Origin of the sequence: Microbacterium lemovicicum, from assembly GCF_003991875.1 — a bacterium.
Taxonomy (GTDB): domain Bacteria; phylum Actinomycetota; class Actinomycetes; order Actinomycetales; family Microbacteriaceae; genus Microbacterium; species Microbacterium lemovicicum.
The window spans coordinates 662487-675890 of record NZ_CP031423.1; the positions used below are offsets into that span (position 1 = coordinate 662487).

10 protein-coding genes are annotated in these 13404 nt (G+C 70.8%); 4 read left to right on the plus strand and 6 right to left on the minus strand.

The features are described from left to right. Positions 1–126 precede the first annotated feature (126 nt). The gene (locus tag CVS47_RS03075; RefSeq protein ID WP_127094771.1) at positions 127–567 is read left to right on the plus strand and encodes a nitroreductase family deazaflavin-dependent oxidoreductase; all 441 of its coding nucleotides are present in this window, start codon (positions 127–129) and stop codon (positions 565–567) included. A gap of 6 nt (positions 568–573) precedes the next feature. On the opposite strand, the gene CVS47_RS03080 is transcribed toward CVS47_RS03075, so the two are convergent. Then, positions 574–2034, minus strand: coding sequence for an NCS2 family permease (locus CVS47_RS03080; protein ID WP_127094772.1), 1461 nt, complete (start codon positions 2032–2034; stop codon positions 574–576). A 135-nt stretch (positions 2035–2169) separates the two neighbouring features. On the opposite strand from CVS47_RS03080, the gene CVS47_RS03085 reads away from it, so the two are divergent. From CVS47_RS03085 to purH, 3 genes are read left to right on the plus strand one after another with little or no spacing between them, the layout of a single operon-like run. After that, positions 2170–3885, plus strand: a complete 1716-nt coding sequence (locus tag CVS47_RS03085) for a cell division protein PerM (RefSeq protein WP_206502734.1) — start codon at positions 2170–2172, stop codon at positions 3883–3885. Positions 3886–3889: 4 nt separating this feature from the next. Next, entirely contained in the window at positions 3890–4489 is a 600-nt protein-coding gene (gene purN, locus CVS47_RS03090) for a phosphoribosylglycinamide formyltransferase (protein WP_127094773.1), read from the plus strand. Positions 4490–4517: 28 nt separating this feature from the next. Further along, positions 4518–6125 carry a bifunctional phosphoribosylaminoimidazolecarboxamide formyltransferase/IMP cyclohydrolase gene (gene purH / locus CVS47_RS03095; protein ID WP_127094774.1) on the plus strand — a complete coding sequence of 536 codons (1608 nt, stop codon included), beginning with the start codon at positions 4518–4520 and terminating at the stop codon, positions 6123–6125. A 70-nt stretch (positions 6126–6195) separates the two neighbouring features. Here the strand turns inward: purH and mmsB are convergent, their stop codons facing one another. The 5 genes from mmsB to CVS47_RS03120 form a co-directional block, all read right to left on the minus strand. Beyond that, positions 6196–7461, minus strand: coding sequence for a multiple monosaccharide ABC transporter permease (gene mmsB, locus CVS47_RS03100; RefSeq protein WP_241240256.1), 1266 nt, complete (start codon positions 7459–7461; stop codon positions 6196–6198). Next, positions 7448–8974, minus strand: a complete 1527-nt coding sequence (mmsA, locus tag CVS47_RS03105) for a multiple monosaccharide ABC transporter ATP-binding protein (protein WP_127097163.1) — start codon at positions 8972–8974, stop codon at positions 7448–7450. The genes mmsB and mmsA overlap by 14 nt, the downstream gene beginning before the upstream one ends. A 103-nt stretch (positions 8975–9077) precedes the next feature. After that, a complete protein-coding gene (gene chvE, locus CVS47_RS03110) occupies positions 9078–10175 on the minus strand; it encodes a multiple monosaccharide ABC transporter substrate-binding protein (protein WP_127097165.1) in 1098 nt (365 codons plus the stop codon). Positions 10176–10506: 331 nt separating this feature from the next. Continuing rightward, positions 10507–11541 (minus strand): LacI family DNA-binding transcriptional regulator, encoded by a 1035-nt coding sequence (locus CVS47_RS03115; protein ID WP_127094775.1) that lies wholly within the window; start codon positions 11539–11541, stop codon positions 10507–10509. A 316-nt stretch (positions 11542–11857) separates the two neighbouring features. Next, a complete protein-coding gene (locus CVS47_RS03120; protein WP_127094776.1) occupies positions 11858–13282 on the minus strand; it encodes a dihydrolipoyl dehydrogenase family protein in 1425 nt (474 codons plus the stop codon). Positions 13283–13404 lie beyond the last annotated feature (122 nt).

Genomic DNA, 13404 nt, shown 5'->3' on the forward strand with positions numbered 1-13404 from the left:
CGGCGTGGCGTGGCGTGGCGTGTCGGGAGGAGATGTGCAGAAGCGGAGGGGGATGCTGCAGCATCCGTCCTCCCGATCAACACGTCTCCTCCCGACTGGCCACACACCCCGACGTAGGGTGGAGGCATGCCATTGACCGGAGAGTACAAGCCGAGCACCGCCGAGTGGGCCCGCACGCAGGCCGAGCGCTACGAGGCGTCGGGCGGCACCGAGGCGAACGAGCTCCGGGGCGTGCCGATCATCGTGCTGACGACCGTCGGGTTCCAGAGCGGGGCGCTGCGCAAGACCGCGCTAATGCGCGTCGAGCACGACGGACGCTACCTCGTCGTCGCCTCCAAGGGCGGCGCGCCCGATGAGCCCCGCTGGGGCGAGAACATGCGCCGTCACGCGCACGTGGAGCTGCAGGACGGCGCGGTGAGGCGCGACTACCTCGCCCGCGAGCTCGAGGGCGACGAGCGGGCGGAGTGGTGGGCGCGTGCCGTGGCTGTGTGGCCGGACTACGACGCCTACCAGAAGAAGACCGACCGCCAGATCGCGATCTTCGTGCTGGAGCCGATGGCGTCCTGACGGGCGTCAGCCCAGCAGCTGCTCGATCGGCCCCCGCGCGAAGAAGACGACGAAGCCGGCGGCGACGATCCACAGCAGCGGGCTGATGCCGCGCGCCTTGCCCGAGAACGCGCGCACCAGCACCCACGAGATGAAGCCCGCGCCGATGCCGTTGGCGATCGAGTAGGTCAGCGGCATCACGGTGACCGTCAGGAAGACCGGGATCAGGGCCGACACGTCGCTGAGGTCGATGTGGCGGATCTGCGCCATCATCAGCGCGCCGACGATGACGAGCGCCGCGGCGGCGATCTCGGTCGGGACGATCGAGGTGAGCGGCGTGAGGAACATGGCGAGCAGGAACAGCACGCCCGTGACGACGTTCGCGAGGCCCGTGCGGGCTCCCTCGCCGATGCCCGAGCCCGACTCGATGAAGACGGTGTTCGACGACGACGAGGTCACGCCGCCGGCGACGGCACCCACGCCCTCGACGATGAGCGCCGAGCGCAGGCGCGGGAAGTTGCCCTTCTCGTCGGCCAGGCCCGCCTCCCGGGAGAGGCCGGTCATCGTGCCCATGGCGTCGAAGAAGTTCGTGAACACCAGGGTGAAGACGAGCATGAGGGCGGCGAGCACGCCGATGCGCCCGAAGGAGCCGACGAGGTCGACCTGACCCACCAGGCTGAGGTCGGGCAGGCCGATCCACTGCGCCGGAAGGGTCGGCACGCTCAGTCCCCAGCCGCCCGGGTTCTCGGCGGTGCGGCCGCCCAGGTGCCAGATCGCCTCGACGATGACGGCGACCACGGTGCCCGAGAGCAGACCGATGAGCAGGCCGGCTTTCACCCTGCGCGCGATGAGGATCGACGTGAGCACGAGCGTGAAGACGAACAGCAGGGTCGGGACCGTCGTGATCGACCCCTGCACGCCGAGTCCGACCGGCGGCGAGGACAGTCCGGTCGAGGTGACCAGGCCGCTGTCGACGAAGCCGATGAAGGCGATGAACAGGCCGATGCCCACCGTGATGGCGGTCTTGAGCGCCAGCGGGACGGCGTCGAAGATCATGCGCCGCAAGCCGGTCGCGGCCAGCAGCACGATGATCAGGCCGTTGATGACGATGAGGCCCATCGCCTCGGGCCACGTCACCTGGCCCACGACGCTGACGGCGAGGAACGAGTTGATGCCCAGGCCCGCGGCGAAGGCGAAGGGCAGGCGGGTGACCAGCCCGAACAGGATCGTCATCGCGCCGGCGGTGAGCGCCGTGACGGCCGCCACCGCGCTGAAGCCCAGCTGGTTGCCCACGACATCGGTGCCGCCCGACAGGATGATCGGGTTCAGGATGACGATGTAGGCCATCGTCACGAAGGTGACGACGCCGCCGCGCACTTCGGTGCCGACGGTGGATCCGCGGCGCGAGATCTCGAAGAAACGGTCGAGGATGCCGCCGGGCTCGCGCGTCTGCGGGGCGTGGTCGGTCTCGGGGGGAATGGTGCTCATGGGTGACCTCCGCGTTGAAGGTTAGCCCCACCGGCGGCGCCCGATGATCCGCCGAGGGGATCTCCCGCGACGGTCGCCGGGGAACGGGCGTGGGCGACGGGGTGGACGCGACGCCGTGGGTAGGGTCGATGGGGCATGAATCGCCTTCTCGTCGCCCTCCTCTCCCTCATCGACGCCGTCCTCGCGGCGGCGATCGGTCTCGCGATCGCGCTCGCGCCGCTGACGGCTCTGTGGGCGTTCGGCCTCGGCGGCTCCGCCGACTGGGGCACGCTGTGGCCGGCGTCGGCGACGATCTGGCAGCTCGGGCACCTCGTGCCCGTCGCCGTCACCCTGCCCGACGCGTACCTCGCGGCGACCGGCATCGACCGGTCCGCCGGCGCGTTCGTGCTCTCGCTCGCGCCGACCGTCTTCGCCCTGTTCACCGCGGTCTTCGCCGCGCGTTCGGGCGCCCGGGCGTCGCGCGCCGACGCCTGGATCACCGGCGTGGCGTCATCGACCGTGGTGTTCGCCGTGCTCGCGGCGCTCGTCGCCGTCACCGGGGGGAACGCCGTGGCCGCGACGGAGACCTGGCAGGCGATCCTGTTCCCGACCCTCTTCTTCGCCGTGCCCGCGCTGGTCGGCGCGATCGTCATCGAGTGGCGCGAGGCGGGAGCGGGAGTGGTCGCCCGTCTGCGCGACCGCGCCGAGGCCGTCGCCGGCGGGTGGGGCGAGCTTCCCGCCCTCGCCGCGCGCGGCACCGCGATCGTCGTCGCCGGCTTCGTCGGGATCGGCGCCCTGGCCGTCGCCGTGGCCGTCGTCGTGGGCGGCGCGCAGGTGGTGTCGCTCTTGGAGGCCGGGCACATGGACGTGGTGGGCGTCACCGTCACCGCGCTCGGCCAGCTCGCGTTCCTCCCCACGCTGATCGTCTGGGCCGCCGCCTTCCTGGCCGGCCCCGGGTTCGCGCTCGGCACCGCGACCTCCGTCTCGCCGGTCGGCACGCAGCTCGGCGTGATCCCCGGCATCCCCGTGCTCGGCGCGGTGCCGCAGCTCGATTCCCCGTGGTTCCTGCTGACCGCCCTCCTGCCGGTCGCCCTCGGGGCTCTCGCCGGATGGGCGGTCCGCTCGCGTCTCGTCGCGCACGCCGACGCGGCGCCCGCCCCGGCCTCCGTCGCGCCGTGGGCGACGCCCTCGCTGGAGGGGCTGATCGGCGCACCCCCCGAGGCTCGGACCGCGGCGCAGGACGAGCCGGGCGACCGGTTCGGCGTGCGCGTCGCCCTCATGGCCGTCATCGCGGTGCTCTCCGGCGCCGCGGCCGCCCTCCTCGCGCAGCTGACGTCCGGCTCCCTCGGCCCCGGGCGCCTCGCCGAGGTGGGAGCCGCCCCCGGGCCCGTCGCGCTCGCTGTCGGTCTCGAGGTCTTCGTGGGCGCGGCGATCCTGCTGCTCTCACCTCGTCGGCGCTCCCGCCGCTCGACCTCGGACGACGTGCGCTCGACGTCGGATGACGATCGATCGGCCTCCGACGACGGGCGCTCCTGGTGGCGACGCGACCGCGGCGAAGACGAACGAGCGGATGCTGCGCCGGCGCGCGTCGACGCGGACGACCGGGTCGGTGCGGCGACGCGTGCGTCGGTGTGGGACGGTCGCATGGGCGGCGACGCCGCCCCGGCGGGAGTCGGCGCCGCCTCCCGCGGAGAGCAGGGGAGGGGCCGCTCCGTCGCCGTCGAGGATTCCGACGCCGCCGGCACGACGCCTGCGGACGAGACGGCCCCGGCCCCGGAGGACACCGCGCCCCTCCCGCCCTTCGTGCCGCGCGAGCGCGGCGAGGGGGAGTCGGCCCCCCGCAGGCCGTCGCCGCTGCCCCCGGTAGACTGACCGCGTGCTCACGGTCGCCGTCCTCATCTCCGGCACCGGGTCCAATCTCCGTGCACTGCTGGACGCCGCCGCGCACGAGGACTACCCCGCCCGCATCGTGGTCGTCGGCGCCGATCGCGAGGCCGACGGCTTCGCGCACGCCGAGGCCCACGGCATCCCGACCTTCCTCGTGCCGTTCCGCAACTTCGCCGACCGCGAGGACTGGGGCCGCGAACTGGCCGACCAGCTGCGCACCTGGTCGCCCGACCTCGTGGTGCTGAGCGGTCTCATGCGGCTCCTGCCCGCCGACCTCGTCGCGGAGTGGTCGCCCCGCATCATCAACACGCACCCGGCATTCCTCCCCGAGTTCCCCGGAGCGCACGGCGTGCGCGACGCCCTGGCCGCGGGTGTCGACCGCACGGGCGCGAGCGTCATCGTCGTCGATGCCGGCGTGGACAGCGGGCCCATCCTCGCCCAGGACCGCGTGCCGATCCGCGTCGGCGACGATGAGCACGCCCTCCACGACCGCATCAAGCCCGTCGAGCGCCGACTGCTGATCGACGTCGTGCGCCGCATCGCGACCGGCGAGCTCGATCTCGCCGCCGCATCCGCTCCCTCCCGTTAGCCACCCTCCGACCCGTCAGGAGCCCCGCATGGCCGGACCCCGTCATGACCCCGCCCTCTACCGCGACCGCGATGTCGTCCCCGTCCGTCGCGCGCTGATCTCGGTCAGCGACAAGACCGGGCTGCTGCAGCTCGCCGAGGCGCTCGCCGCCGCGGGCGTGCAGATGATCTCCACCGGCGGCTCGGCCACGATGCTCCGCGACGCGGGCTACGACGTCACGGACGTCGCGGCGATCACCGGCTTCCCCGAGTCGCTCGACGGCCGGGTGAAGACCCTGCATCCGAAGGTGCACGCCGGCCTGCTGGCCGACCTCCGCCTCGAGGACCACGAGCGCCAGCTGGCCGAGCTCGACGTGCAGCCGTTCGAGCTGGTCGTGGTGAACCTGTACCCGTTCGTGGAGACCGTCGCCTCCGGCGCGCAGGGCGACGACGTGGTCGAGCAGATCGACATCGGCGGACCGGCGATGGTGCGCGCCTCGGCGAAGAACCACGCCAACGTCGCCATCGTGGTCTCGCCCGAGTCGTACCCGGCCATCATCGAGGCGGTCGCCGCCGGCGGCACGTCGCTCGTGCAGCGCCGCGAGCTCGCCGCCCGCGCCTTCGCCCACACGGCGGCCTACGACACCGCCGTCGCCACGTGGTTCGCCGAGGGCACGCTCGCCGCGGAGGAGGACCTGCCGGCCCACCTCACCATCAGCGCGGAGCGGCTCAGCACCCTGCGCTACGGCGAGAACTCGCACCAGCGCGCCGCCATCTACACCCGCACCGGCGGCCACGGGATCGCCCAGGCGACGCAGCTGCAGGGCAAGGAGATGTCGTACAACAACTACGTCGACGCGGATGCCGCCCTGCGGGCCGCGTTCGACATGGTGAAGCCCGCCGTCGCGATCATCAAGCACGCCAACCCCTGCGGCATCGCGGTGGCCGCACCCAACGCGCTCGACCCGATCGCCAGCGCCCACCTGCGCGCCCACGAGTGCGATCCGGTGTCGGCGTACGGCGGCGTGATCGCCGCCAACGGCACGGTCACGCTCAAGATGGCCGAGAACCTCAAGGACATCTTCACCGAGGTGATCGTCGCGCCGTCGTTCGAGGATGCTGCGCTCGAGGTCTTCCGCACGAAGAAGAACCTGCGGCTGCTGCAGCTTCCCGCCGACTGGCAGCAGGAGCGCATGGACGTGCGCCTCGTCTCGGGCGGCCTCCTCCTGCAGGACGCCGATCGCTTCCCCGGCGACATCGACTCCGTCGCGAAGGACTGGGAGCTGGTGTCGGGGGAGCGCCCCGACCACGACGAGATGCAGAACTTCATCTTCGCGTGGAAGGCCGGCCGGGCCGTCAAGTCCAACGCGATCGTGCTGGCGAAGGGATCGGCGACGGTCGGGATCGGCATGGGCCAGGTCAACCGCGTCGACTCCTGCCGTCTCGCCGTGGAGCGGGCGGGAGATCGCGCGCGCGGGTCGGTCGCAGCATCCGACGCGTTCTTCCCCTTCGCCGACGGCCCGCAGGTGCTGCTCGACGCCGGCGTCTCGGCGATCGTGCAGCCCGGAGGCTCCGTTCGCGACGACGAGGTCATCGCGGCGGCGCAGGCGGCCGGCGTGACGATGTTCTTCACGGGCGAACGGCACTTCTTCCACTGAGCCGGCAGCGCGGAAACGAGAGACGCCTCGTCGCCGAAGCGACGGGGCGTCTCTCGTTGTGCGAGTCGGCTCAGCGACGGGTGCGGTTCTTGTTCCACACGTCGAAGGCGACCGCCAGCAGGAGCACGAGGCCCTTGATGAACTGCTGCACGTCGGTCGAGATGCCCATGAGCGACATGCCGTTGTTGAGCACGCCCATCACGAGGCCACCCGCGATGGCACCGACGACGCGGCCGACACCGCCCTGGACGGCGGCGCCTCCGATGAAGGCGGCGGCGATGGCATCCAGCTCGAACAGGTTGCCCGCGCCGGGACCGGCGGAGTTCAGACGTCCGGTGAAGACGATGCCGGCCAGCGCGGCCAGCACGCCCATGTTGACGAACAGCAGGAAGTCCACGCGGCGGGTGTTGATGCCCGAGAGCTTGGCTGCATTGCGGTTGCCGCCGATCGCGTAGATGTGGCGGCCGAACACGCTGCGGTTCATGACGACCGAGTAGCCGATGATCAGCACGGCCAGTACCACGAGCACGATGGGCGTGCCGCGCGAGTTGGGTGCGACGCCCAGCAGGTAGGTCAGGTACGCGATGAGCGCGCCGCCGCCGAGGATCTTGAACAGGAACCACACGCGGGGCTCGTTCTGGAGCTCCAGCGCCGCGCGCTTGGTGCGCTGACGCACCTGGCTGAACACGAACAGCACGAGCGTGAGCACGCCCAGGCCGACGGTGATCCACTCCGCGGGGGAGGAGGAGGCGGGGAAGAGGTCGGGGAACAGGTAGCCGCCGCCGAGCGCGCGGTACTCCGACGGGAACGGCGTGATCTGCGTGTTGCCGAGGGTGATCTGCGTCAGGCCGCGGAAGAGGAGCATGCCGGCGAGCGTCACGATGAACGCGGGTATGCCGACGTACGCGACCCAGAAGCCCTGCCACATGCCGACCACGGCGCCCAGGATGAGCGAGAGCACGATGCCCAGCCACCAGGGAAGGCCCATCTGCACGATGAGCACGCCCGAGACGGCGCCGACGAAGGCGGCGACCGATCCGACCGACAGGTCGATGTGGCCGGCGATGATGATCATCACCATGCCGATGGCGAGGATCAGGATGTAGCTGTTCTGGACGATGATGTTCGAGACGTTGCCCGGGGTGAGCAGACGCCCGCCGGTCAGCGCCTGGAACAGCAGCACGATCACGATCAGCGCGATGAAGATGCCGATCTCGCGCAGGCGGGAGGTGAAGAACTGCACGATCCCGCCGTTGTCGCCGGCGGATCCCCCGATGGGGCCGCGGGGGGTGTCGTTCAGACCCTTCCCGATGAGGGTGTTGTCAGGCACTGACATGGTCGGCTTCCTTCTCCTTCGTCATGAGCACCATGAGGGCCTCGGGTGTGGCCTCCTCGATGGGCAGCTGGCCGGTGATGTGGCCCTCGCTGAGTGTGTAGATGCGGTCGCAGATGCCGAGCAGCTCGGGCAGCTCGGACGAGATGACGAGCACCCCCTTGCCCTGCGCGGCGAGCGTGTTGATGATCGTGTAGATCTCGTACTTGGCCCCCACGTCGATGCCGCGTGTGGGCTCGTCGAGGATGAGCACCTCGGGATCCGAGTACAGCCACTGCGACAGCACGACCTTCTGCTGGTTGCCGCCCGAGAGCTTGCCCACCACGACGTCGACCGTCGGGGCCTTGATGTTCATCGACTGCCGGTAGCGGTTGGCGACGAGGTACTCCTCCTGGCCGTCGACCCAGCCCCGTCGGGTGAGCTTGCGCATGCCCGCGAGCGAGATGTTGCGCTTGATGGTGTCGATCAGGTTCAGTCCGGCGCCCTTGCGGTCCTCGGTCACATACGCCAGCCCGGCGCGGATGGCCTTGGGCACCGTCGAGGTGTCGACCTTCTGCCCGCGGACGTAGACACTGCCGGTGATGCGCGATCCGAAGCTGCGGCCGAACACGCTCATGGCGAGCTCGGTGCGACCGGCGCCCATGAGGCCCGCGATGCCGACGACCTCGCCCGCGCGCACGGTGATGTTCGCGCTGTGGATGACGACGCGGTTGGCGTCCGTCGGGTGGTGGACCGTCCAGTCCTCCACGCGCAGCACCTCATCGCCGATCTCGGCGTCGCGGTCGGGATAGCGGTTCTCGAGCTCGCGGCCGACCATGCCGCGGATGATGCGGTCTTCGCTGGTGCCGCCGGTGGCGACGTCGAGCGTCTCGATCGTCCGGCCGTCGCGGATGATGGTGACCTCGTCGGCGATGGCGCGGATCTCGTTGAGCTTGTGGCTGATGATGATGCAGGTGATCCCCTGCCCCCGGAGGTGGCGGATGAGATCGAGCAGGTGCGCCGAGTCGTCGTCGTTGAGCGCGGCGGTCGGCTCGTCGAGGATGAGGAGCTTCACGTCCTTCGAGAGCGCCTTGGCGATCTCGACGAGCTGCTGCTTGCCGACGCCGATCTCGTTCACGGGCACGTCGGGGCTGTCGCCGAGACCGACGCGGGCCAGCAGCTTCGCCGCCTCGCGGTTCGTCGCGTCCCAGTCGATGAGTCCGCGGTGCGTGATCTCGTTGCCGAGGAAGATGTTCTCGGCGATGGAGAGGTAGGGGCTGAGAGCCAGCTCCTGATGGATGATGACGATGCCGGCGGCTTCGCTGTCGCGGATGTCCTTGAACTGGACGATCTGGCCGTCGAACTCGATCTCGCCGCGGTAGTCGCCCGCGGGGTAGACCCCGCTGAGCACCTTCATGAGAGTGGACTTGCCCGCGCCGTTCTCGCCGCAGATGGCGTGGACGGTGCCCCGCTCGACGGTCAGCGACACGTCGGCCAGCGCGATGACGCCGGGGAACTCCTTGGTGATCGAGCGCATCTCGAGGATGGTGCTCACGAGGTCCTCCTTGCAGTGCCGACTTCGTCGGCGGGATGAGGGGAAGGGAGACGGCGGGAGGGCACGAGGCCCTCCCGCCGATGAGTCACTTGAGGTCGGACTCGGTGTAGTAGCCGCTGTCGACGAGGACGTCCTGGTAGTTGTCCTTCGTCACGATCGTCGACTTGAGGAGGAACGACGGGACGACCTTCTCGCCGTTGTCGTACGTCTCGGTGTCGTTGACCTCGGGCTCGCCGCCCTTGCGGATCGCGTCGATCATCGAGACGGCCTGCTTGGCCAGCTCGCGGGTGTCCTTGAAGATCGTCGAGTACTGCTCGCCGGCGATGATGGACTTGATCGAGCCGACCTCGGCGTCCTGACCGGTGATGACCGGGAGGGCGTCGGCGGCGTAGCCGCCGGAGGTCAGCGCGGAGATGATGCCGATCGACAGGCCGTCGTAGGGGGACAGCACGCCGTCGAGGCGGGTGTCGCCGATGACGGTGAGGATGTTCTCCATGCGCTCCTGGGCGGTCTCGGGCAGCCAGCGCAGGATCGCGGCCTGGCCGAACTCCGTCTGGCCGCTGGGGACCGTGAGCACACCCGAGTCCATGTAGGGCTTGAGGGTGTCCATGGCGCCGTTCCAGAAGAAAGTGGCGTTGTTGTCGTCGGGGCTGCCCGCGAAGAGCTCCACGTTGAAGGGGCCGGCGGCGCCGGTCTCCTGACCGGAGGCGTCCAGGACACCCAGGCCGGTGAGGAGCGACGTGGCCTGCTGGACGCCGACCTGGTAGTTGTCGAACGTCGTGTAGTAGTCGACGTTCTCGGTGCCGTTGATGAGGCGGTCGTACGCGATCACCGGGATGTCGGCGTCGGCGGCCTGCTGCAGCACGTCGGTCAGGGTGGTGCCGTCGATGGAGGCGATGACCAGGGCCTTGGCGCCCGAGGTGATCATGTTCTCGATCTGCGAGACCTGGGTGGGGATGTCGTCGTTCGCGTACTGCAGGTCGACCTGGTAGCCGAGGTCCTCCAGCTGCGACTTGACGTTGTCGCCGTCGGCGATCCAGCGCTCCGACTGCTGGGTCGGCATCGCGACGCCGATGATTCCGCCGGCCTCCTCGGTGGCATCGGTGCTGCCGCCGCTGCGGTCGCCCGCGCAGCCGGCCAGGCTGAGGGCGAGGACTGCAGCCCCCGCGACCATGGTGAGCATGCTGTGCTTCTTCACGCTGGTTCCCTTCGTTGGGTTCTTGATTCGCGGCTGTCCGGGGTTGGAGGCCGCCTCGTGATCGCAGACGGACGCACGGCCGGGCACGCTCGACCACCGGCTGGGCGAGACAGAGCGTCCCCGTGTCCATGGCGGGCGATGCGCGCATGTCGGAACGACGTCGTCTCGACTCGTCCGCTTCGTAGCGGACTCCGTCGGGGGTGGCGTGGCGGTCATGTGACCGTTCACATTGTGTGAGTGATGCTACCCCGCCGGTGTGCGTCGCTGTCAAGTGAGCGGATGCCGCGGCCCCGAGCGTTGCGGAAACGTGACTATCTCAGCGGGTCGGCGTAGCCGTGGAGGAGCGCACGATCAGGCGCAGGTGATCGGGCTGCGCGACCATGTCCTCCTCAGGCTGCACACCCAGATCGGCGAGGAGATCGCCGACCGCGCGGCGGCCGATCCCCTCGAAGTCCTGACGCACGGTGGTCAGCGGCGGCCAGAGGTGCGCCGACTCGGGCACGTCGTCGAATCCGACGATCGAGATGTCCTCGGGCACCGACCGGCCGATGGCGCGGACCGCATGCATGAAGCCCAGCGCCATGTGGTCGTTCCCGGCGAAGACGGCCGTGGCGTCCTCCATGCGCAGCAGCTCCATGCCGGCCTCGAAGCCGAACTTCGCCGTCCAGTCGCCGAGCACCGGCGGGCGCGGCGAGAGGTCGTGCGCGTCCATCTCGGCCAGGTAGCCCTGCATCCGGTGGTCCGCCTCCACCCAGTCACGGGGTCCGGCGATGTGCAGGATGCGCGAGTGACCGAGGTCGATCAGATGCCGCACCGCCGCGCGGGCGCCGGCGATCTGGTCGTTGTGCGTGCCGCCCAGTCCGGTGGGGGCGGTCGGCGAGACGATCTTCACCGGCACGGGCAGCTGCAGCTCGTCGAGGATGGGCACGACCCGTGACTGCGGGGCGACGGCGATCAGACCCTCGACCGACTGCCGGACGAGATGGTCGATCGAGGCGCGCACGTCGTCGGGGGCGCTCGAGGCGAGGTTGGTGACGGTGAGCCGGTAGCCCGCCGCGCGGGCGGCGGACTCGACCCCCTGCACCATGGTGGCCAGGCCGTAGGTCGTGGTGCGCGGCCCCAGCACGCCGAGGAGTCTCGTGCGACTCGTGGCGAGCGCCCGGGCCGCCTGGCTCGGCACGAACCGGAGCTCCGCGATGGCGGAGCGCACCCGCTCGGCCGTCTCGGGCCGCAGCTGCGAGCTGTTGTTGATCACGCGGGAGACGGTCTGGTACGACACCCCCGCCAGACGGGCGACATCGCGGATGCTGGGCGCGCGACCGGCGGGGCCGGGGGTGTCGCTCGCACTCATCGGTCCGCCTCGCTGCGTGGGTCGCGCACGTCGCGTGACCGGTCACACAGAGGATAACCCCCGCGCCTCCGAGCGGACCGCCCGGCGGGGAGTCGTCGCACCGTCGCGAACGGCCCGCGCCATCCGCGGAATGGACGTACGTGGGACGCATGTCCGTCTCGGCATGCATCCGCCGGCGGCACCTCCCCGATGCCCACGAAACGTCGCAACACGCCGCGCCGCCGCGCCGCCTGACGGCGTGTTGCGACTTCTCGGGAGGGGCTGGGGGGCGGGGGATCGAGCCGCGGCGGGCGCACGGGTCGGGTCCGCGCGGGGATCAGGTGGTCGGGCGCCCGTAGGTCTCGAGGAAGCGCAGCCAGACCTCGCTCACGGTCGGGTACGACGGCACCGCGTGCCAGAGCCGCGTGAGCGGCACCTCGCCGACGACGGCGATCGTGGCCGAGTGGAGCAGCTCGGCGACGTCCGGCCCGACGAAGGTCGCGCCGATGATGACGCCGCGGTCCTCGTCGACGATCGCCCGGGCCTTGCCGACGTAGTCGTCCGACACCGTGCTGGAGCCGGCGACCCAGCTGAGGTCGTAGTCCAGGACCCGGATGCTGCGCCCCGCCTTCCGCGCGGCGGCCTCGGTGAATCCGACCGAGGCGACGGGCGGGTCGGAGAAGGTCACCTGCGGCACCGCGTCGTGGTCGGCCGTGGCGACGTGGACCCCCCAGGGTGCGGCATCCACCCGCTCGCCCTTGGCGCGGGCGGCGATGACGTCGCCGGCGGCCCGTGCCTGGTACTTGCCCTGGTGCGTCAAGAGCGCCCGGTGGTTGACGTCGCCGACCCCGTAGAGCCAGTCGGTGCCCTTCACGAGGAGCGTGTCGTCGACGTCGAGCCAGGCGCCGGGCTCGAGCCCGATCGTCTCGAGTCCGAGGTCCTGCGTGCGCGGGGTGCGGCCGATCGCGACCAGCACCTTCTCGGCCGTGACGGGCTCGCCCTCCGACAGCGTGAGGACGGCCTTGTCGCCGTCGCGCGTCACCTCGGTGACGTCCGCGCCGTCGCGGATCGTGACGCCGAGCGCGCGGAGGGAGTCGGTGACGAGCTCTCCCGCGAAGGGCTCCATGTTCGTCAGCAGTCCGGAGCGGACGAGCAGCGTGACGTCCGTGCCGAATCCGGCATACGCCGTCGCCATCTCGACGCCGACGACGCCGCCGCCGATGATGGCGAGCGACGCGGGCACCTCCTGGGCGCTGGTGGCTTCGCGGCTCGTCCACGGCTCGATGTCGGCGAGCCCGGGGATGTCGGGCAGCAGTGCGGCGGAACCGGTTGCCGCGACGACGGCGTGGGTCGCGGTCAGGCGGGTGACGGTGCCGTCGGCGGCGGTCACCGTGAGCGCCTTCACGCCGGTGAACTCCGCGTGGCCGCGGATGAGGTCGATGCCCGCCTTCGCCACCCACTTCACCTGCGACGAGTCGTCCCAGTCGTGGGTGATCGTGTTGCGACGCCGCAGCACCCCCGCCACGTCGACGCTGCCGGTGACGGCCTGCTTCGCCCCGTCGACGGCCTGTGCCGCGCGGACGGCGGCGGCACTGCGCAGCAGCGCCTTGCTCGGCATGCACGCCCAATAGGAGCACTCGCCGCCGACCAGCTCGGCCTCGACGAGAGCGGTGCGCATCCCGCCCTGCACCGCCCGATCGGCGACGTTCTCGCCCACGGCCCCGGCTCCGATGACGATGACGTCGTACTCGAGTTCGCTCATGGCCTCACGCTAGCCCCGTCGCCCGCGTGCAGCCCAGGGTTGTGACCGATGCCGTCGGTGTGCGTCGGTCCTCGGGCGCGTCCGTGCCGCGGCACACCCATGTCCGTTTTCCGCGAGCCGAG